We start from the raw sequence: 19,882 nt of genomic DNA, 5'->3' as shown, positions 1-19,882 counted from the left end.
TCGGAGTCGTTGGTGCGGGGATCCGGTCCCGTGGATCACCGCGGTGTTCATTGCTGGGACCCGACACTAACGGTTTGTCACGATTGAGTCACGCTGATTGGGCGGATTCGTGGCTGTTCAGGCGGTGTAGCGGCGGAACGTTGCGGATGTGAGTTGGCTCGTGGTGGCGTCCGAAACCGGGTGTGCCCAGCGCGTTATCGTTCCGTGTCCCGACCGTTACCGAACCGTTATTTTATGACTGTGACCTTCGTCACATCCATGGCGGACGTTGCGATGCGAACCCCACGCGCCCCACGGGTAAAATAGCGGGTTCCCCATCAGACATTGAGTACAGGGCTCGACAGAGTCCGACAGAGCAGCAGAGAGCAGTAGAGAGAGGACTGGCGAGGATCATGCCGACCGGAAGAGTGAAGTGGTACGACCCGGACCGGGGATTCGGCTTCGTCTCCAACCCCGAGGGTGAGGACGTCTACGTCGGGTCGCAGGTGCTGCCCGACGGGACCAGCGAACTGCACAAGGGCCAGCGCATCGAGTACGACTTCGCCGAGGCCCGCAAGGGACCCCAGGCCATGCGGATCTCGGTGCTGGACGACGGGCCGCCGCCGTCCGCCGAGACGTCCGGTGGCAGGGGTCCTGGCAAGGGTGCGGGCAAGGGTGCCCGGGGCCAGCGCGGCGCGCGCGGCCACCGCTACAGCCCCGACCAGCTCCACGAGCTGGTCCAGGACACCGTCACGCTGTTGGAGTCGCGGGTGCAGCCCAGCCTGGAGGCCGGGCGGCGTCCCGACCGTAAGGAAGGACGCCAGGTCGCCGAGATCCTGCGCACCATCGCCAGCGAGCTGGAGAGCTGACCCAGAGAACTGACGCAGAGAGCAACCCCACAGGTTGGTGGAACCATCCTGTGGGGTTGCTCTCTGAACTGGGGCGGGGCGGGTAGAGGGGGAGGGGCCGGTTACCCGGCCGGGGTGAACGACCAGACTGCGCCGAAGGCGACCTCTTCGCCGTCGTCGTCACCGACCAGCGAGGAGTGGATCTCCACCACGGCCAGGCGCGGGTTCTCGTCGTCCTCGCCCGCGGTGTCCGAGGAGCCCTTGATCGTGACCTCGGTCTTCTCGTTGCCGGTGTAGGTGTTCTCCGTGTTCACCGCCGGGTCGTCGAAGATCTGGAGCATCGTCCAGTCGTGGTCGTAGACCTCCTCCGGCAGCGAGACGGTCATCTCGTCGTCCGGCCCGAGCTCGACCTCGGTCGGCTCACCTTCGTCACAGTCGCCGGTGAACAGCTGGCACACCGAGTACGGGGCGTACTCCTGCTCCTCGCCGGAGGCGTCGGTGACGGTGACCCGCAGATCCTCCGGCTGGGTACCGGGACGGTTGTTGCTCCAGTGCTGGTATCCCAGCACCGCGGCGGCCACGACGACGACGAGCAGCACGATCGCGCCGAAGGTCATCAGCTGCTTGCGCTGGGCGGCCCGACGACGCTGCTTCTTCGTCTGTTTCTTCGGCGGGTTGTTGTTGTCCGTGCTCATCCGGTGGGGAACTCCTGTCGGCGTCGGATCGGGTGTGCGGGGGCCGGGGTGGACCGGCTCAGCGGGAACTCCTCGCCCGGCCGATCAGGGCCCCGGCACCGACACCCCGTGACGCGGCGATGACGTTGACGTACATCACTGTACCGGCGAGGGCCAGCACAGCCATACCCACGGTGAGCTCCGGGGGAAGCAGGATGCCCAAGGTGCCTCCGAACACCCACGACAGCTGCAGTGCGGTCTCGGAGACGCCGAAGGCCGAGGCTTGCGCGGACTGGTCGAGCCCGGACTGGATCGCCGCGTCCAGGCACACCTTCGACATCGCGCTGCCCAGGGAGAGCACCGCGGTCGCCACCGCCGCGGTCAGCGTGCCGTCCCACACCGCGGCGAGCACCACCGTGGCGATCGACACCGCGCCGAGCACCAGGACGGCCGCCTGCGGGCGGGCGAAACGGATCCGCGAGCCCAGCGCGTTGCCGGCGAAGGTGCCGACTCCGCCGGCCGCACCGACGGCGGCGAGGATGGACAACTGCTCGAACCCGGAGAGGTCGGTCGAGGACTTGGCGACGAAGGCGATGTAGATCGTCATGAACCCGGTGCCGCAGCGCTGCAGGGCGGTGGCCCACAGGCAGGTCCGGGCGGCGTCGGGGAAGCGCACGCGTACGGCCCGACGCCAGCCGGTCACCGCGCGGCCGCCTGCCTGCCCCTCCGGCACGAACGGGCTCACCGTCACCTCGTCGCGTCCGCGTTCGGCGCTGGCCGGGATGAGCGCGCAGCCGTAGATGCCGGACAACGCGACCACCATCAGCAGCCACAGTGCCGCCCGCGGGTCGAAGAGGTAGGCGATCGCCGCGGCCAGGCCACCGGCGACCAGCGAGCCGCCGATGTGCCCGGCGATGGTCAGCCGCGCGTTCGCGCGCACCAGGTCCAGGCCGTCCGGCGCGACACGTGGGGTCACCGAGGACTTCAGCACCCCGTAGGACTTGCTGAGCACCAGCATCCCCAGTGCGGCGGGGTAGAGCATCCACGAGTCGAAGTTCTGCAGCAGGACGGCGGCCAGCAGGACGCGTCCGGCGAAGGTCAACGACAACGCCAGACGCCGGCCGGTGCGCAGCCGGTCCAACGCCGGGCCGATCAACGGGGCGAGCAGTGCGAACGGGGCGATCGTGACCAGCAGGTAGGCGGCCACCGAGGTCCGGGACTCCGCCTCGGCGGCGGAGAAGAACAGGGTGCCGGCCAGGGAGACCGCCAGCACGGCGTCCACCGCGAAATTGGCGATCGAGGTGTACATCAGGGCGGTGAGCCCGGACTCGCGGGCACCGTCGGCGCCCATCAACCCGGAGACCCGGTTGGCGGAGCGGGCCATCACCCCACCCCGAGCTCCACCCCTGGACACCCCAGCACGAGCCCCACGGTCATTCACTGAAACGCACCTCGTAGAGGGTGTCCCACAGCTTGCCGGTCACCAGGAAACTGTCGCCGTCCTGCTCGTCCTGCACGGCGGCGATGCCGTTGAGCACGTCGGCCCCGTCGCGGTCACCGGCGGGCAGGTCGAGCTCGACCACGCCGGTGACCTCCCCGGAGTCCGGGTCGATGCGCAGCACCCGGTCGGAGTGCCACACGTTGGCCCACACCGTACGGTCGTCCCCGCTGCCGGTGCACTCCAACTCGTTGAGCTGGTCGACGGGCTCGCCGTCGAGGGTGACCTCCACCCCGCCGGTGGCGGCGAAGGTCTCGGGATCGCGGAAGGTCAGCTCCGAGGAGCCGTCCGACATCACCAGGCGCTCGTCGTCGGAGCACAGCCCCCATCCCTCACCGTCGTAGGACACCTCGTCGGTGACCTGCAGGGTCTCGGCGTCGCGGGCGAAGGCCACCCCGGACTTCCAGGTCAGCTGCCACACGGTGTCGTCGTGCACGGTGGCACCCTCGCCGAAGTAGCGCTCGTCGAGGTCCTCGCTGACGGTGGGCGACGTCGCGTCGTCGACCGGGGCGCGGTAGATCCGCGACTGTCCGTTCAGCCCCGTGGACACCAGCAGGTCGCCGTCCGGCATGACCTCCAGGCCCTGGGTGAAGGCGTCGGGGTCGAAGGGGTGCTCGGCGAGGACCTCGGCGGACAACTCCGGCACCGACCCGGTGCCGGAACCGCCGGGGGTACCGTCCTGCCCGTCGGTCGCGCACGCGGCCAGCGCGCCGACCAGGACGGTGGAGGTCAGGACGGTGCCGGCCAGGGTGAGGGCGCCGGGTGCGCCGCGCGGTGCCAGGGGAACGCGGGGGGTCATGTGTCCCATGCTGCCACACCGGTTGCACACGGGCCTGCCTGGTGCGATTCTTACTTCTTATGTCAGCTTCCACGGGATCCTCGGTCGAGACGACCGGCGCAGAAGAGTCCGGCGCAGAACCCACCGGCGCCCTCGACCGGTACTTCCACATCACGGAGCGTCGCTCCACGGTCGGCACGGAGGTCCGTGCCGGTGTCGTGACGTTCTTCGCGATGGCGTACATCATCATCCTCAACCCCCTCATCCTGGGGACGGTGGAGGACGGCAACGGCGACGTGCTGGGCACCTCGCGCGTGGCCGCGGTCACCGCCCTGGCCGCCGGCGTGATGACCATCGCCTTCGGCGTCTTCGCCAAGTACCCCTTCGGCATCGCCGCCGGCCTGGGCATCAACACCCTGGTGGCCGTCACCTTCGTGGCGACGGAGGGCCTGACCTGGCCGCAGGCGATGGGCCTGGTGGTGATCGACGGCGTGATCATCGTGCTGCTCGCCGTCACCGGGTTCCGCGAGGCGGTGTTCAACGCCATCCCGGGTTCGTTGAAGGCCGCGATCAGCGTGGGCATCGGCCTGTTCATCGCCATGGTCGGCGTGGTGGACGCCGGCTTCGTGCGCCGCGTGCCCGACGCCGCCGGCACCACCGTGCCCGTCGGCCTCGGCGACGGCGGCTCCATCGCCTCCTGGCCCACCCTGATCTTCGTGGTCGGCCTGATCGTCTGCGGCATCCTGGTGGCCAAGAAGGTCCGCGGCGGACTGTTCATCGGCATCATCGCCACCACCGTGTTCGCCATGATCGTCGAGGCGCTCGCCGGCCCCTTCGACAGCGACGCCGGCAAGGGCTGGCAGATGGCCACCCCGGCGATCCCGGACTCCCTGGGCAGCATGCCCGACCTCAGCCTCGTCGGCGCGGTGGACCTCTTCGGCGCCTTCGGCAAGATCGGCGCACTGTCGGCCTGCCTGCTGATCTTCACCCTGGTGCTGGCGAACTTCTTCGACGCGATGGGCACGATGACCGCGCTGGGCAAGCAGGCGCAGCTCGTCGACGAGCAGGGCAACCTGCCGAACCTGCGCACCGCCCTGATCATCGAGGGTGCCGGCGCGGCGGTCGGCGGTTCGGTGTCGGCGTCGTCCAACACCGTGTTCGTCGACTCCGCCGCCGGCATCGGCGACGGTGCACGCACCGGCCTGGCCAACGTGGTCACCGGCGTGATCTTCCTGGCGGCGATGTTCCTCACCCCGCTGTACTCCGTGGTGCCGATCGAGGCCGCCGCCCCGGTGCTGGTCATCGTGGGAGCGATGATGATGGCCCAGGTCGCAGACATCGACTTCACCCGCTTCGAGGTCGCCCTGCCGGCCTTCCTGACGATCGTGATCATGCCGTACACCTACTCCATCGCCAACGGCATCGGCATGGGCTTCATCGCCTGCGTGGTGATGTACCTGGTCACCGGACGTGCCAAGGAACTGCACTGGCTGATGTACCTGGTCGCCGCACTGTTCGTGGTCTTCTTCGGCATCGACCCGATCATGGATGCGATCGGGTAGGACGCCATGAGCCGCACCGTCCCCGTGACCGACCCGTCCGACACCCGTCTCGACGACGTCCGTGACCTGAACTCCTCCGACAAGCGTCCCGACCTGCCCGGCGGCCGCGGTCTCGTCGTCGCCGAGGGCAACCTGGTGGTGCCTCGCCTGGCGGCGTCGCGCTTCCCGGTGCGCTGCGTGGTGGGCTTCGCCCACCGGCTGGAACAGCTGCAGGACGCCGCGGCGTCCGACCCCGACGTCGCCCGTGGGCTCGACGGCGTGCCCTTCTACGAGGTCACCCGGGAGGTGCTCGCCGAGGTCGCCGGCTTCGACATGCACCGCGGGCTGGTGGCCACCGCCGACCGGGTCGACGAGCCCGACGCCAGTGACGTGCTGGACGCCCTGCCGGCCGGCAACCGGGTCGTCGCCGTGTTGGAGGGAGTCGGCGACCACGAGAACATCGGCGCGCTGTTCCGCAACGCCGCCGGCCTCGACGTCGGTGCGGTGCTGCTGGGTGCCGGGTGCGCCGACCCGCTGTACCGGCGGGTGGTGCGCGTGTCGATGGGGCACGTGCTGCGCACCCCGTTCGCGCACCTCGGCAGTCGGCCGACGACGTGGCAGCACAGTCTCGCCGACCTGCAGGAGCGTGGCTACCGGGTGGTGGCGATGACACCGAACACGGACAACACCCTGGCCGAGGCCGTGGCGGGCGCCGACAAGGTCGCCGTGATGGTCGGGGCGGAGGGGCCCGGGCTGACCGAGCACGCCATGCGCGCGGCGGACGTGCGGGCGAAGATCCCGATGGCCCCGGGCACCGACTCGCTCAACGTGGCGACGTCCGCGGCGATCGGCTTCTACGCCGCACAGTTCTGACGCTACCGCCCGGTGTTGCGGGCACGGCGGCGTACCTCGTCGCCGATCCTGTGCGCCCCGGTCTGCAGCAGACGCACCCCGCCGACCACGCCGCGCCCGACCCCGGTCACCGCGGACACCGTGGCGCCCTTGAGCAGGTCGGAGGTCGAACGCACCGCCGACTCCTTGCCCTCGGCGTAGTCGTCGTAGCCCGGGGGGAGCGGGTTCTGGGGCTTGGGCGGGCGCTGCGGGTGCTGGGAGGTCCGCGGCCGCGACGCCGGCCGGGAGTCGCCGGGCACCGCACGCGGTGCGGCGCGTCCGTCCAGTGCGAAGGCGCACACCGGGATGTCGATGCCCTCGCGCTCCACCCGGAACCCCAGCCAGTGTTCCTCGGCGGCGGCGGCGAACTCACCGGGACGGAACGGCAGCTGGATGCCCGTGGCCTCCACGTTGCCCTCCCAGAACGGGGCCTCGAACGGCTCGGGCAGGCCGGTGTCCTCGTAGATCTTGTCGCGGGTGGCGGTGAAGGCGCGTTTCAGCGTGCCGCCGGACCAGTGGGCGAAACCGCCGAGACCGTCCGGGTCGTCCGGCGTCCGGCAGGTCACGTAGAGGTCCGCGGCGGCGATGAGTTCCCGTAGCGGTGCCGGGACCTGTGACATCAGACAGGGTTCCGGCAGCACGGTCTGCACCAGCGACAGGCCGGGGTAGCCGCCGATGTAGAACTCGGCGCGGCCGGGCGGGGCCGAGCGGTTCATGTCGAAGTCGCCGATGTGCGTGGGGGAGGAGAAGTCGCCGAAGGTGTTCGCCGAACCCTCGGTGCTCAGGCGCACGCCGAGCTGGGCGAGGTACTTGCGGGCGAAGCCACGGTCGGGCGTCGGCTCGGCGCGCAGCACCTGCACCGGGACGGCGGCGCTGGCGAACCAGAGGGTGACGACGGTGTCAGGGGATCCCACCGTGGTCTACTTCTTCTTGTTCCGGCCGTTTGCCCGCGGGTTCGTACGGACCCCGAGAAGCACGTCCTCCCAGTGGGGCGTGACGGCCTTCTTCTTGCGCTTGGCAGGGTCCTCGCCACCGCCCGCGGGGTGGGAGCGGCGGCCGAAGAGGTCGACGGGGGCGTCGGCGCCGCCCCCGGAGGAGGAGTCGCCGGTGGGCTCGTCGGACCCGTCGGTCTCAGCCGGCCCGGTGTCCTCGGCGGGGTCCTGGACGGCGGCGGTGTCCGGCCGGGTCTCCTCGGTCGCGGGGGTGTCGTCCTCCCCGCGGCTGGAGGGAACCACCGGTGAGACCGTGCGCACCGGACGCTCGAAGCGCGGGTCGATGAGGTCGGACGCCACGGAGTTCACCGGCTCGGCGGTCGCCGGACCGTCCTCACCCGGGACGAAGCGGAAGTCGGCGACGAACCGCGACGCGCCCTCCCGGTTGCCCTTCGTCCAGCTCACCGAGATCACCCAGTGGTCGGACGAGTCCATCGCCGCCGACCACTCGGCGGCGCGCAGGCTCTCGCCACGGGCGGCGAAGGCGCCGGCGAGCACCTCGCGCAGGGGTGCGTCCGTCGGCCCGTCGGCCCGGACCGGGTGGGCGTCGCGCGCCATCTCGGCGATGCGGTGGCGCTCCATCGCGATCGGCACGGCGAAGGGGCGGACGCGACGGTCCTCCATGCCGGTCTCCGCGACGATCTGCTCCACGGTCTCACCGTGGCGGATGCGGTCCTGGATGTCGCGCGGGCGCAGGTGCACGCGCTCACGCACCGGGATGACGGCGGGTTCCGCCGCGTCCGGCGCCTCGGCCGCCGTGGTGGTCTCCTGGGTGGCGTCCTGGGCGGTCTCCGGTGCGGCGTCCGCTGAGACGGACTCCGCCGCAGGCTGGACCAGGGTGCCCAGGAACTCGGTGAGCTCGTCGGTGACCGGCAGGAAGAACCCGGGGGTCGCGTCCTCCCCGTCAGTGCCTTCGGCGCCACTGTCGGCCACGCGGAGAACGAGGGACGCCCGGTCGCTGTCGTCCTGGACGAACCGCAGTTCCTGCATCGGTGGGACCTCCATCATCCACTCGGTGTTTTCCGCCACAGTAGCGCAAAAACCCCCGGAAGACGGTGAGCTTCCGGGGGTGAGTCAGGGGTCTGGACCTGACGGTACGTCCTGTTCGGGTTAGCGCGAGGCGATGCCCGAGTCGAGGATGTGGTCGATCGCGGAGGTCAGCGTCCTGACGTCCTCCGGGTCGATCGCCGGGAACATGCCGACGCGCAGCTGGTTGCGGCCCAGCTTGCGGTAGGGCTCGGTGTCCAGCACACCGTTGGCGCGCAGCGTCTTGGCGATGACGTCGGCGTCCACCGAGTCGTCGAAGTCGATCGTGCCGACCACCAGGGAACGACTCGCGGCCTCGGCGACGAAGGGGGAGGCCTCCGGGCGGGCCTCCGCCCAGCTGTACAGGGTGGAGGACGACTCGGACGTGCGGGCGACCATGCCGTCCAGACCGCCGTTGGCGTTCATCCACTTCACCTGCGCGTCCATCATCAGCAGCGTGGACACGGCCGGGGTGTTGTAGGTCTGGTTCTTGCGCGAGTTGTCCACCGCGGTCTTCAGGTCCAGGAAGGCCGGGATGTAGCGGTCGGTGGCGGCGATCTCCTCGACGCGCTCCAGGGCGGCCGGGGAGAAGGCGGCGAACCACAGGCCACCGTCCGAGGCGAAGCACTTCTGGGGCGAGAAGTAGTAGACGTCGGTCTCGGCGATGTCGACGGGCAGCCCGCCGGCACCGGAGGTGGCGTCGATGGCGACCAGGGCGTCCGTCGCGGGACGCTTCACGTCCACCATCGCGCCGGTGGAGGTCTCGTTGTGCGCCCAGCCGACCAGGTCGACGCCGTCAACACCGTCGAGCTCGGAGGGGGAGGGGGCGGTGCCCGGCTCCGAGGCGAAGACCTGCGGCTCGTCCAGCCACGGGGCCTTCTTGGAGACCGAGGCGAACTTGCCGGAGAACTCACCGTAGGTCAGGTGCGCCGAGCGGTTGCGGATCAGGCCGAAGGAGGCGGAGTCCCAGAAGGCGGTGGCGCCGCCGAGGGAGGTGATGATCTCGTAGCCCTCGGGCAGGTTGAACAGGTCCGACAGACCCTCGCGGACGGAACCGACGAGGTTCTTCACGGCCGGCTGGCGGTGGGAGGTGCCGATGACGTCCCGGCCTCCGGAGACGATGGCGTCGATCTGGTCCTGGCGGACCTTCGAGGGGCCGCAACCGAATCGGCCGTCGGCGGGCAGGAGGTTCTCGGGCAGGGTGGGGAACTGGTCGCTCATGATCGGCTTTCCTGGCTCTCTTCCTAGTCTTCCAAGCACGGTGGTTCGGGAACTCCGCCAGCCTAGCCGGTGAGGGCGTCTCTGGGACATGTTGTCCCACACTCCGGGATGCAACGGGGGTGGCTGACGGGGATACCGTACGACCCTACTGTGTCGGCTCCGGGGGGATTCGGTACAGTGTGTCCTATCCCACGATCGTCGACGGTCCGCTCCGTGAGATTTCCTCACCTCGGGCCGCTCGGTTCGAGGCGGGCCCCGGGACGGTGATCTCCGTCCCGGGGCATAACCGAAAGCATCGAAGTACCTGAATAAACGAAAGGGCTGTCAATGGCTTCCGACAACCAGGACAAGGCCGTTCTCCACTACCCCGGTGGCGAATACGAAATGCCGATCGTCAAGGCCAACGAGGGCAACTCCGGATTCGCGCTGGGCAAGCTGCTCGCCGAGACCGGTCTGACCACCGTTGACCCCGGCTACGTGAACACAGGTTCCACTCTCTCCGAGATCACCTACATCGACGGTGGCGAGGGCATCCTGCGTTACCGCGGGTACGACATCGCCGACCTGGCCAACAACGCCACGTTCAACGAGGTCAGCTACCTGCTCATCAACGGAGAGCTGCCGAACAACGAGGAGCTGGAGACGTTCAACGCGAACATCCGGCGCCACACGCTGCTCGACGAGGACTTCAAGAGCCAGTTCAAGATCTTCCCGCGCAACGCGCACCCGATGAACGTCCTGGCCTCGTCCGTCAACATCCTCGCGACCTACTACGAGGACGAGCTCGACCCGCTGGACAAGGGCTTCCAGGTCAAGAACACCCACCGCCTGATGGCGAAGGTGCCGATGCTCGCGGCCTACGCCTACCGTGCGTCCAAGGGCAAGCCCTACATGTACCCGGACAACAACCTCAACGCGCGCGAGAACTTCCTGCGCAACATGTTCGGCTACCCGACCGAGGACTACGAGGTCGACCCGGTGCTGTCCAAGGCACTGGACAAGCTGCTCATCCTGCACGCGGACCACGAGCAGAACTGCTCCACCTCCACCGTGCGCATGGTCGGCTCCTCGCACGCGAACATCTACTCCTCCATCGCCGCGGGCGTCAACGCCCTGTCCGGCCCGCTGCACGGCGGCGCCAACCAGGCCGTCCTGGAGATGCTGGAGGAGATCCACGCCAACGGTGGCGACGCGACCGACTTCATGAACCGCGTGAAGAACAAGGAGCCCGGCGTCAAGCTCATGGGCTTCGGTCACCGCGTGTACAAGAACTACGATCCGCGCGCCGCGATCGTCAAGGAGTCCGCACACGAGATCCTGGAGCACCTCGGTGGCGACAACCTCCTCGACCTCGCGATGAAGCTCGAGGACATCGCCCTCAACGACGACTACTTCATCTCCCGCAAGCTGTACCCGAACGTGGACTTCTACACCGGCCTGATCTACCGGGCCATGGGCTTCCCCACGGACTTCTTCACCGTGCTGTTCGCCATGGGTCGCCTGCCGGGCTGGATCGCCCACTACCTGGAGCAGATCAACGAGCCGTCGGCGAAGATCAACCGCCCGCGCCAGATCTACACCGGCGAGAGCAAGCGCTCCTTCGTCCCGCGCGACAAGCGCTAGACACCGCCTCCCAAGCAGGAACACAGGCAGGAACGCAGGACGGTGCGCGCACCGTCCGCACACGGGCAGGACGCCCCGGTCCCGCACCACGCGGGACGGGGCGTCCTGCCTTTTCGCGTTGCGCGGGCTGCGCGTCACGCAGGCCTGCTAATCTGGTTCGGTTAGCACGACCGCGAACCCACAGGAGTACCTCCATGAGCAAGCCCACGATCGAGCCCCAGTCCGGCCCCGCCCCGTCCTCCCTGGTGATCGAGGACATCTCCGTCGGTGACGGCGCCGAAGCCGTGCCCGGCGGCATGGTCGAGGTCCACTACGTGGGCGTGGACTACGAGACCGGCCAGGAGTTCGACTCCTCGTGGGACCGTGGCCAGACCATCGAGTTCCCGCTGACCGGCCTGATCCAGGGCTGGCAGGACGGCATCCCCGGCATGAAGGTCAACGGTCGTCGCAAGCTGACCATCCCGCCGGAGCTGGCCTACGGCCCGGCCGGTGCCGGCAACCCGCTCGCCGGGCGCACCCTGGTCTTCATCATCGACCTGGTGGACGCCCGCTAGGTTCACCGGCAACGTACTGGGGGGGGATTCAGGAGGGGCTCAGCGGGAGACGGGGTCCCCGCCGTCCTGCCGGGCCGCGAGGTCCTCGGCGAACGGTGCGCTCTCCCAGTCCCCCGGGGTGGTGCACGCGAAGGCGCCGCAGGAGTTCGCCCGGTCCAGGCGCGTGGCCGTGTCCGCGCCGGCGATGACGGCGCTGAGGTAGCCGGCCACGAAGGCGTCGCCGGCGCCGACGGTTTCCACCACGTCGACGACCTGTCCGGGGCCGTGTGTCAGCTCTCCGTGGCGTAGGGCGGTCGCCCCGTCCGCGCCGAGCTTCGCCACGACCTCGGCAGGCCCCAGGCTCGCCACCGCGCGCAGCAGCGCCGCAAGGTCGGCCACGTCGTACTCGTTGTCGTCCTCGGCGTGATCCGGTGCGAGGATCGTGAGTTCCTCGGGACCGCCGAACACGATGTCGACGTGGGGCAGGACGCCGGCGAGAAGGTCACCCAGACGCTCGCGGGAGCCCAGCCGGGAACGGTAGTTCACGTCCAGGCTGATCCGGGTCCCTGCGACGACGGCGCGGTCCACCGCCGCGGTCATCGCGCGCGCCGCCGACTCCGACAGCATCGGCGTGATGCCGCTGAGGTGCAGGACGTCGGCGTCCTCGACGAGTGCGTCCGGCAGGTCCGCGGGGGAGAGCGCCGAGGCGGCGGAGCCGGCCCGGTAGTAGTCGACGCGGGTCGTCGTCGCGGTGGGGCGGGACTTCAGCATCAGGCCGGTCGGACGCTCCGGGTCGACCCGGCAGTGCACCCCGACACCCTCGGCCCGGATCTCTCGCATCACCCGGGTGCCCAGCGGGTCGTGGCCGACCCGGCTGACCCATGCGGCCTGTACGCCGAGGCGCTGCAGTCCGGTGGCGACGTTCGACTCCGCGCCGGCGAGGGAGATGTCGACCGACGGCAGGTGCGCGAGGGATCCGACCTGGCCGCTGCGCATCATCGCCATGGTCTCGCCGATGGTCACCACCTGCGCGCTCACCGGACGGTCCGTCGGGTCTCGGCGTGGGGTGGGTGTGGGGGCGTTCATGGGGTGTCCTTCTCGAGCGTCTGGGGCGGAGATCTCGGCATTGACGTTCCGCATAGCGTAACGTACATTCTGCATTACGTAACACAGTATCAGTGTCGCCGGGGAGCCGGCGAGCGACCAGGAGGCGCCGATGTCGGCAGAACAGGACGTGAGCCCCGTGGCGAGCGTCGACAAGGCGCTCATCCTCCTCGGCTTCCTCGCCCAGGCCGGTCCCGACGGGTCCACGCTCGCCGAACTGGCGGGGGAGACCGGTTTCACGAAGCCCTCGGCGCACCGACTGCTCGGCGCCCTGGTCTTCCGCGGCTACGCCGCCCGGGAATCCGAGGGGAAGCGCTACCGGCTCGGCCCGAGCGCGCTCAGACTCGGACTCGAGTTCCACCGCGACGAGAACCTGCCCGCGATGATGCGGCCCCTGCTCGAGAACCTCTCGCAGGGTACGAGTGAACTCGTGCACCTCGGCACGCTGTCCGGGACCCAGGTGCTCTACCTGGACAAGGTCGACCCCGACCGTCCGCTGCGGGTCTGGTCGCGCGTCGGCAACCTGGCGCCGTCGGCACGCACCGGCCTCGGCCGGGCACTCCTCGCCGCGCAGGGCGCCGGCGCGTCCGACCTCGAAACCTACGTCGCAGATGCCCGGGCGCAGACGGACCTGCCGGTGAACGCCGCCCCGGAAGTCAGCGTCGACCGGCTCGCCGAGGCCCTTGACCAGGCACGTACCCGCGGGTGGGCCGAGGAGGTCGAGGAGAACGAACGCGGCATCAGCTGCGTCGCCGTCGCCCTGACCCGACCCCACGGCGCGGACGTGGCCGTGAGCATCACCGGGCCGGCGGACCGCATGACCGACGCGCGGCGTGCGGAACTCGGCCCGTACCTGCGCGACGAGCTGTCGGCACATGCACCCACCGGTGTGCAGGTGGTGCCCGTCGAGACACGAGAACCCGCACACCCTTCGTCCCCCGATCCTGGAGTCAACCCGTGACCAGAACAGACCAGCTTCCGCCCACCGGCCTCATCGCCATCCTGCGGGGGCTCACTCCCGCCGAGGCGCCCGCGGTGGGTGACACCCTGCGCGAGGCGGGTTTCCGCCGGCTTGAGGTCACCCTCAACTCTCCCGACCCCTTCACCTCGATCGAGCTGCTGGCGCAGCGTCTTCCCGACGTCGTCGTCGGTGGCGGGACCGTCGTCACGGTCCCCGACGTCGACCGGGTCCGTGACGCCGGTGGACGCATCGTCGTCGCCCCGAACGCCGACCCGGCCGTGATCGCCCGCTCGGTGGAGCTCGGTCTCGAACCGTATCCCGGTGTCGCGACCCCGACCGAGGCCTTCGCCGCGCTCGGCGCCGGTGCACGGGCGTTGAAACTCTTCCCCGCACCGTCCGTCGGTATCGCCGGGATGAAGGCATGGTCGGCCGTGGTGCCGGCGGGAACCCAGTTCCTGCCCGTCGGCGGAATCGACGCCGGCAACCTCGGCGACTGGCTCGCCGCGGGTGCCCGGGGTGCCGGGATCGGGTCGACCCTCTACAGCCCGGGTCGCAGCACCGGTGAGCTCGAACAGGCCGCCCGCGACCTCATGACCGTCTGGAACAACCACCAGGAAAGCAGCCAGGAAAAGCACGAGGAGAACAACCAGTGAAGATCACCGCAGTCACCACCTACCAGGTCCCACCCCGCTGGGCCTTCGTGAAGATCGAGACCGACGAGGGGATCGTCGGATGGGGAGAGCCTGTCGTCGAGGGCAGGGCCGCCACCGTGTGCGCCGCCGTCGACGAACTCTCCGACTACCTGATCGGCCAGGACCCCGCGAACATCGAGGACCTGTGGACGGTCATGTACCGCGGCGGGTTCTACCGTGGCGGACCCATCCTGATGAGCGCGATCGCCGGTATCGACCAGGCGCTGTGGGACATCAAGGGCAAGGCGCACGACCTGCCGGTCCACCAGCTCCTCGGCGGTCGCGTGCGCGACCGCATCGACGTGTACTCCTGGATCGGCGGTGACCGTCCTTCGGAGACCGCGAAGGCTGCCGCGGACGCGGTCTCCCGTGGCTTCAGCGCGGTGAAGATGAACGGCACCGAGGAGATGCAGTTCATCGACTCCTGGGACAAGGTCACCCGCGCCGTCGAGAACGTCGCGACGATCCGGGAGACCGTCGGTGAGAACATCGGCATCGCGGTGGACTTCCACGGCCGTGTGCACGCACCGATGGCGAAGACCCTCATCCGCGAACTCGAGCAGTTCCACCTCATGTTCATCGAGGAGCCCGTGCTCAGCGAGAACGTCGACTCCCTGCTCGACACGATGCGGGCGACCCCGACACCGATCGCCCTGGGTGAGCGGTTGTTCAGCCGGTGGGACTTCAAGGACGTCCTGGCCAGTGGGGCGGTGGACATCATCCAGCCCGACCCGTGCCACAGCGGCGGCATCACCGAGACCCGGAAGATCGCCGCGATGGCGGAGGCCTACGACGTCGCCCTCGCGCTGCACTGCCCGCTCGGGCCGATCGCCCTGGCGACCTGCCTGCAGCTGGACGCCAACTGCTACAACGCGGTCATCCAGGAGCAGAGCCTCGGCATCCACTACAACGCCGACAACGACCTGCTCGACTACATCACCGACCGCAGCGTCTTCGCCTACGAGGACGGCATGGTGAAGATCCCGGACGGTCCCGGCCTCGGCATCGACATCGACGAGGACTACGTGATCGAACGGGCGAAGACCGGACACCGCTGGCGCAACCCGATCTGGCGGCACGCCGACGGGTCCTTCGCCGAATGGTGACCCGGACGCGCCGCGCCGCCCGACCGGCGCACCCCTGCCCAACCCCCATCCCAACGACGTAAGGACCCCACAATGCCTTGGATTGAAGAGACCGGCTGGGAAAGCTGGCTCGGCACCGGAGGGCTCATCGGGCTCGCCGTGGTCGCCGTGGCGCTGCTCCTGTTCATGGTCATGAAGCTCAAGCTCCATGCGTTCCTCTCCCTGGTCATCGTCAGCCTTCTGACGGCGATCGTCGCCGGTATCCCCGCCGAGCACCTGGTCGACACCATGGTGAGCAGTTTCGGCGGGACGCTGGGCAACGTCGCCCTACTGGTCGCGATCGGCGCGATGCTCGGCGCCCTCGTCGAGACGTCCGGCGGCGCGAAGGCACTCGCCGACAAGATGATCAGCATCTTCGGCGAGGACCGGGCACCGTTCGCCCTCGGTGTCGCCGCCCTGTTCGTCGGCTTCCCCATCTTCATGGACGCCGCATTCGTACTGATGGTCCCCATCATCTACGCGGTCGGACGCCGCCTCGGGCTCAACCTCCTGGCGGTCGGTATCCCCGTCGCCGCCGCGCTGTCCGTGATGCACGTCTTCCTGCCGCCGCACCCCGGGCCCGTCGCCGCGACGGAGTTCACCGGCGCGAACCTCGGCATCGTGATGATCCTGGGGCTGATCCTGGCGTTCCCGATCTGGTTCATCTCCGGTCACCTGTGGGGCAAGGTCGTCGACAAGCGTCACCGCATCGACGTGCCCGACGCGGTGTTCGCGAAGATGGTCGGTGAGGAAGAGGAGATCGAGAAGCCGCCGAGCGCGGGCCTGGTGGTCTTCCTGCTGGTCCTGCCGCTGCTGCTGATCCTGCTGAACACCGGGTTGGACGCCCTGGGTTCCATCGGCGTGGTGGACCCGGACGCCAGCTGGGTGCACGCCGTCCAGGTCGTCGGCGCGACGCCCGTCGCGCTGCTCATCGCCGTCCTCGTGACGATCGTCGCGCTCGGCCTGCGCCGCGGCAAGAGCGAAACCGCCATCGAGAAGACGATCGACGGTGCCCTCGGGCCGGTCTGTTCCGTCATCCTGATCACCGGTGCCGGCGGCATGTTCGGCGGCGTGCTGCGTGCGACGGGTATCGGCGACGCGATCGCCCAGTCCTTCGACTCCCTCGGCATCCCGCTCATCGTCGCAGCATTCCTCATCGCCGCGGCCATCCGCGTGGCACAGGGTTCCGCAACGGTGGCGCTGACCACCGCGGCGGCCCTGGTCGCCGACGGTGTGGCGTCGAGCGACATGTCGGCTGTCCAGGTGGCCTGTGTCGTGATGTCGCTGGCCGCGGGTTCCGTGATCGCCAGCCACGTCAACGACTCCGGTTTCTGGCTGGTCGGACGCCTGCTGAACATGGACGTGAAGACCACGTTGCGCGTGTGGACGGTCCAGCAGACCATCGAGTCGGTTGTCGCCTTCGCCCTCGTGCTCGTGATCTACGGGGTGGTCAGCCTCGTGTGATCAGCCGACCACCGTGCGCAGCCGCAGGGCGTTGATCCTGCCGAGCTCGCGCACGGTGGTCTCCCATTCACCGACGGTGGGGTTTTCCAGGCGCCGCTTGAGCAGCAGGAGGACCTCGTTGCCTCCGATGCCCTGGGCGCACACCAGGAAGATGTGGTGGAACCGTGCCTCGTAGCGGCGTGCCAGGTCGGAGATCTCGGCGAGGACCTCGGGAGGGGAGTCGAGGATGAAGGCCTGCTCCTCGCGCGAGTAGGAGTCGGTCGTCTTCTCCCCGAGGACCGGGTGGGACTGGATGCTGGTGATGATCTCGACGCGTGGCAGCCGCAGCAGTTCACGGTGGGCGACGTCGAGCAGGTGCTCGAGGCTGCGGAAAGGTGCGGCGGCGGCAATGGCCGCGCCGAGCGGGGGCGAGTAGAGCAGGGCGCCGATCATCTCTGTGACCTCGGTGGGGGTCATCCTGTTGAGGTCGTCGACTGTGGTGACGGGAACGGTGTCAATCATGGTTCCCAGTGAACCGGCGGGGCATTTCCGATCCGTTTCGCGGTGGTGAACTCCGATCGGTGGTGCCCCCGCACGTCTGGCCCCTGCACCTTTGATGGTGCGGGGGCTTTCGTGTGCGCGGGGGTCAGCTCCCGTCGGGAGGGGCCTCGGTGTCGGCTTCGTCGATGTCGTCTGTGTCGTCGAAGCTGGGGGCAGGGCCGGTGTCCTTGAGGTCCGGACCATAGACCTGGGCCAACGGGCCGGTTGCGTGGGTGGTGTAGCGCACCCCGCCCGGGCCCTGCCAGTCGATGGTGAACCCGCCATCAGGGGAGGAGCACCGCCAGGACCCCTCGGTCTTCAACCGGTGGTGTGGGCGGCACAGTTTCTGCCCATTGCTCGGGTGGGTGGCGCCGTCGCTGGTGGGGTCGGTGTGTGGCGAGTTGATGATGTGGTCGTTGTCGCAGAGTGTGGCCGGCACGTCACAGTTGGGGAATCGGCACGTCGCGTCGCGGCCCTCTAGGTAGGTGCGGTGGCCCAACAGGAACGGGTAGCCCGGCGACTCGGGGTAGTCCTGCGGGTCGACGGGTATTTCCTTGACCTTCTTCGGATCACAGGCCCCTTCGAAGCGCTCGGCGGTGGCCGGGTTGATCCACCCAACTCCGGCGACGTAGCCCGCCCCGGTGCCATGCACCCCGTCGATCGTCGCGCGGTAGAGGTGCACCCGGATTTCCATTGAGTTCGGGTTGTCGCCGAGTTGTTCGAGCATGACCTGTGCTTTGAGCTGGGAGCGGGTCGGTAGCTCGGAGCGTTCGTCTTCGGGGAGGTTTTCTTGAAGGCGTCGGGCGTCGGCGAGCATGACGCGGGCTTTCTTGTCGAGTTCGTCGTCGATGGCCGCCAGGGTGACGATGTCGCCGCCGGTGAGGATCATCTTGTTGCCGCGGCGTTTGAGGGTGACGGTGTCTTCCTGGGCCTGGGCGGTATTGTCGGCCAGCACCGGTGCGGCATCGAGGATTGCTGCGCGCACGCGGTCGCCGAGTTCGCGCAGGGTGACCAGGCGGGTGGTTTCACGCAGCCACGGGGTGACGTGGGTGTTGACTGCCGCGTCGAGGCAGGCGGTGATCTCGTCGTGGCGTCCTTTGGGCACGGTGGATAGTTGGGCGTGGATCATCCGGCGGATCAGTGCGAGGTGGTCGGCGGCGAGGATGCCGGTGGTGACGACAGTGCAGAAGAGTTCGAGGTTGCGTGCGGCGAGTTCGCCTGCGTGAGCGAAGCGGGTGGCGTCGTTGCGGGAGCGTCCGCGTAGGGCCAGTGCTGAGCCGAGGCGCTCGCTGGCCGGTAGTTGGCGCAGGTGGATGATCAGGCCCATCTCGACGATGTTGATGTGGCGCTGCAGTGCGTCGATGTCGACAGTGGCTGGCTCGTCGGTGGTGGTCATATCCCTGGTTTCCCCTTTCTTCCATTTGTTGGATGAAGTGTATGCCAGGGCCCGGACATGAAACGTGCACCTGTTCGAACAGCGGTCGTTAGTGCACCATATACGGGGTTCCGCGGGGGTTGTTGCGCCGGAAGGTCATCATGTCGTGGAAGATCTCGGCGGAGGAACGGTCGTCACTAGTTGCATCAGTGTCCGGACCTGCACCGTCGGCAAGCACACCCGGGCGCAGCATCTGCGCGAGGTAGGATGGGTCGACCGTCGCGGCACCGACGTAGCGGGCGGCGTGCACCTGCTCGGCGTTGATCCGCGTCCAGTCCACCGTCCAACCGGCGTGCCGGAGCAGCTGGTCGAAGAAGTAGCGTTGCGTCCGGCTGTTGCCGTCCTGGAAGGGATGCACCATCGTCATCTCCGCCCAGTGATCGGCGACGGTGCGCACCGCCGCGTCGAGGTCCGAGTCCGACGGGGGCTTGCGGTCGATGTCGTGGAGCACCCGGTCGAGTTCCTTGTCGACGAACTGGGCGCGGCACATCGCCATGCCCATCGCACCGACCTCGGTGGTGCGCACAGCACCCGCCCACGGGTACACGTCCTGCATCAGGTACGAGTGGACCCTGACCAGTTCATCACGGGTGAAGCTGGTCAGGGGATCGCCGCGCTCGAGTTCGGCCAGGCGCAGGGCGGCGGTCCGTCCGGCCAGCGACTCCAGTTCCGCGAGGTCGGTGATGCTGAAAAAGTTCTCCGGGGCGCTGCCCGTCATGCCCCGGCCACCCGCTCGCGCAGTTCACCGGCACGGGCGGAATCGCCGTAGCCGTCGTGCTCCAGCATCGCCAGCACCGAGTTGTCGGCGCTGGCTTCACCCCGGAGGATCCGCCGGACCTCGGCCTCGGTGTCCTGGCTCAAGGGTTGGCCGGCCATGGTCATCGACGCGTCGACGGCGGCGGCTTTCTGGTCCTCGGTGCGGTGGTCTGTCACGGTTCTCAGGGCCTTCCTGTGGTGGTCGACGACCACCACAGTCTTC

The 19,882-nt window shown here is 68.9% G+C and carries 20 protein-coding genes; 9 read left to right on the top strand and 11 right to left on the bottom strand.

The features are described from left to right. Window positions 1–392 precede the first annotated feature (392 nt). On the top strand, window positions 393–848 hold the full coding sequence (locus tag ACT3UN_RS11740; protein WP_444657160.1) for a cold-shock protein: 456 nt from the start codon (window positions 393–395) through the stop codon (window positions 846–848). Window positions 849–949: 101 nt separating this feature from the next. Here the strand turns inward: ACT3UN_RS11740 and ACT3UN_RS11735 are convergent, their stop codons facing one another. From ACT3UN_RS11735 to ACT3UN_RS11725, 3 genes are read right to left on the bottom strand one after another with little or no spacing between them, the layout of a single operon-like run. Next, window positions 950–1,522, bottom strand: a complete 573-nt coding sequence (locus ACT3UN_RS11735) for a DUF2771 domain-containing protein (protein WP_301443624.1) — start codon at window positions 1,520–1,522, stop codon at window positions 950–952. A gap of 58 nt (window positions 1,523–1,580) precedes the next feature. After that, window positions 1,581–2,885, bottom strand: coding sequence for an MFS transporter (locus tag ACT3UN_RS11730; RefSeq protein ID WP_301443625.1), 1,305 nt, complete (start codon window positions 2,883–2,885; stop codon window positions 1,581–1,583). 49 nt (window positions 2,886–2,934) lie between these two features. Continuing rightward, the gene (locus ACT3UN_RS11725; RefSeq protein ID WP_444657159.1) at window positions 2,935–3,798 is read right to left on the bottom strand and encodes a glutaminyl-peptide cyclotransferase; all 864 of its coding nucleotides are present in this window, start codon (window positions 3,796–3,798) and stop codon (window positions 2,935–2,937) included. A 59-nt stretch (window positions 3,799–3,857) separates the two neighbouring features. Between ACT3UN_RS11725 and ACT3UN_RS11720 the strand changes: the two genes are divergently transcribed. Together ACT3UN_RS11720 and ACT3UN_RS11715 are read left to right on the top strand one after the other, a co-directional pair. Beyond that, window positions 3,858–5,339: an NCS2 family permease gene (locus ACT3UN_RS11720; protein WP_301443627.1), complete on the top strand. Its 1,482-nt coding sequence runs from the start codon at window positions 3,858–3,860 to the stop codon at window positions 5,337–5,339. 6 nt (window positions 5,340–5,345) lie between these two features. Continuing rightward, window positions 5,346–6,191 carry a TrmH family RNA methyltransferase gene (locus ACT3UN_RS11715; RefSeq protein ID WP_441588246.1) on the top strand — a complete coding sequence of 282 codons (846 nt, stop codon included), beginning with the start codon at window positions 5,346–5,348 and terminating at the stop codon, window positions 6,189–6,191. A 2-nt stretch (window positions 6,192–6,193) separates the two neighbouring features. Here the strand turns inward: ACT3UN_RS11715 and ACT3UN_RS11710 are convergent, their stop codons facing one another. From ACT3UN_RS11710 to serC, 3 genes are all read right to left on the bottom strand, one after another. Next, window positions 6,194–7,123, bottom strand: coding sequence for a DUF6928 family protein (locus ACT3UN_RS11710; protein WP_441579092.1), 930 nt, complete (start codon window positions 7,121–7,123; stop codon window positions 6,194–6,196). A 6-nt stretch (window positions 7,124–7,129) separates the two neighbouring features. After that, window positions 7,130–8,230, bottom strand: coding sequence for a septation protein SepH (gene sepH, locus ACT3UN_RS11705; RefSeq protein ID WP_444657158.1), 1,101 nt, complete (start codon window positions 8,228–8,230; stop codon window positions 7,130–7,132). Between the two features lie 81 nt (window positions 8,231–8,311). Beyond that, window positions 8,312–9,448 (bottom strand): phosphoserine transaminase, encoded by a 1,137-nt coding sequence (gene serC / locus ACT3UN_RS11700; protein WP_444657157.1) that lies wholly within the window; start codon window positions 9,446–9,448, stop codon window positions 8,312–8,314. Between the two features lie 327 nt (window positions 9,449–9,775). On the opposite strand from serC, the gene ACT3UN_RS11695 reads away from it, so the two are divergent. Further along, the gene (locus tag ACT3UN_RS11695; RefSeq protein WP_444615062.1) at window positions 9,776–11,071 is read left to right on the top strand and encodes a citrate synthase; all 1,296 of its coding nucleotides are present in this window, start codon (window positions 9,776–9,778) and stop codon (window positions 11,069–11,071) included. Window positions 11,072–11,265: 194 nt separating this feature from the next. Continuing rightward, window positions 11,266–11,625, top strand: coding sequence for an FKBP-type peptidyl-prolyl cis-trans isomerase (locus ACT3UN_RS11690; protein WP_441588244.1), 360 nt, complete (start codon window positions 11,266–11,268; stop codon window positions 11,623–11,625). 39 nt (window positions 11,626–11,664) lie between these two features. Here ACT3UN_RS11690 and ACT3UN_RS11685 read toward each other — a convergent pair whose 3' ends face one another. Beyond that, window positions 11,665–12,690, bottom strand: coding sequence for a sugar kinase (locus tag ACT3UN_RS11685; protein WP_444657156.1), 1,026 nt, complete (start codon window positions 12,688–12,690; stop codon window positions 11,665–11,667). 130 nt (window positions 12,691–12,820) lie between these two features. Between ACT3UN_RS11685 and ACT3UN_RS11680 the strand changes: the two genes are divergently transcribed. From ACT3UN_RS11680 to ACT3UN_RS11665, 4 genes are all read left to right on the top strand, one after another. Next, on the top strand, window positions 12,821–13,669 hold the full coding sequence (locus ACT3UN_RS11680; RefSeq protein ID WP_444657155.1) for an IclR family transcriptional regulator: 849 nt from the start codon (window positions 12,821–12,823) through the stop codon (window positions 13,667–13,669). Then, a complete protein-coding gene (locus ACT3UN_RS11675) occupies window positions 13,666–14,322 on the top strand; it encodes a 2-dehydro-3-deoxy-6-phosphogalactonate aldolase (protein WP_444657154.1) in 657 nt (218 codons plus the stop codon). Before ACT3UN_RS11680 ends, ACT3UN_RS11675 begins: the two co-directional genes overlap by 4 nt. Next, window positions 14,319–15,467 carry a galactonate dehydratase gene (gene dgoD, locus ACT3UN_RS11670; protein ID WP_441579087.1) on the top strand — a complete coding sequence of 383 codons (1,149 nt, stop codon included), beginning with the start codon at window positions 14,319–14,321 and terminating at the stop codon, window positions 15,465–15,467. The genes ACT3UN_RS11675 and dgoD overlap by 4 nt, the downstream gene beginning before the upstream one ends. A gap of 72 nt (window positions 15,468–15,539) precedes the next feature. Further along, window positions 15,540–16,949 carry a GntP family permease gene (locus ACT3UN_RS11665; protein ID WP_444657153.1) on the top strand — a complete coding sequence of 470 codons (1,410 nt, stop codon included), beginning with the start codon at window positions 15,540–15,542 and terminating at the stop codon, window positions 16,947–16,949. On the opposite strand, the gene ACT3UN_RS11660 is transcribed toward ACT3UN_RS11665, so the two are convergent. The 4 genes from ACT3UN_RS11660 to ACT3UN_RS11645 all read right to left on the bottom strand — a co-directional run bounded on the left by ACT3UN_RS11660 (window position 16,950) and on the right by ACT3UN_RS11645 (window position 19,836). Then, window positions 16,950–17,450, bottom strand: coding sequence for a 2-oxo-4-hydroxy-4-carboxy-5-ureidoimidazoline decarboxylase (locus ACT3UN_RS11660; RefSeq protein ID WP_301444259.1), 501 nt, complete (start codon window positions 17,448–17,450; stop codon window positions 16,950–16,952). 124 nt (window positions 17,451–17,574) lie between these two features. Next, on the bottom strand, window positions 17,575–18,864 hold the full coding sequence (locus ACT3UN_RS11655; RefSeq protein WP_444657152.1) for an HNH endonuclease signature motif containing protein: 1,290 nt from the start codon (window positions 18,862–18,864) through the stop codon (window positions 17,575–17,577). An 88-nt stretch (window positions 18,865–18,952) separates the two neighbouring features. Next, window positions 18,953–19,621 carry a Fic/DOC family protein gene (locus ACT3UN_RS11650; protein ID WP_444657151.1) on the bottom strand — a complete coding sequence of 223 codons (669 nt, stop codon included), beginning with the start codon at window positions 19,619–19,621 and terminating at the stop codon, window positions 18,953–18,955. Next, window positions 19,618–19,836, bottom strand: a complete 219-nt coding sequence (locus ACT3UN_RS11645) for a hypothetical protein (RefSeq protein ID WP_444657150.1) — start codon at window positions 19,834–19,836, stop codon at window positions 19,618–19,620. The genes ACT3UN_RS11650 and ACT3UN_RS11645 overlap by 4 nt, the downstream gene beginning before the upstream one ends. Window positions 19,837–19,882 lie beyond the last annotated feature (46 nt).

The organism is Corynebacterium sp. AOP12-C2-36, from assembly GCF_052379185.1.
Classification (GTDB): Bacteria; Actinomycetota; Actinomycetes; order Mycobacteriales; family Mycobacteriaceae; genus Corynebacterium.
The sequence above is the reverse complement of the archived record's forward strand: the minus strand, read 5'-3'. Positions and strand labels throughout refer to the sequence as shown.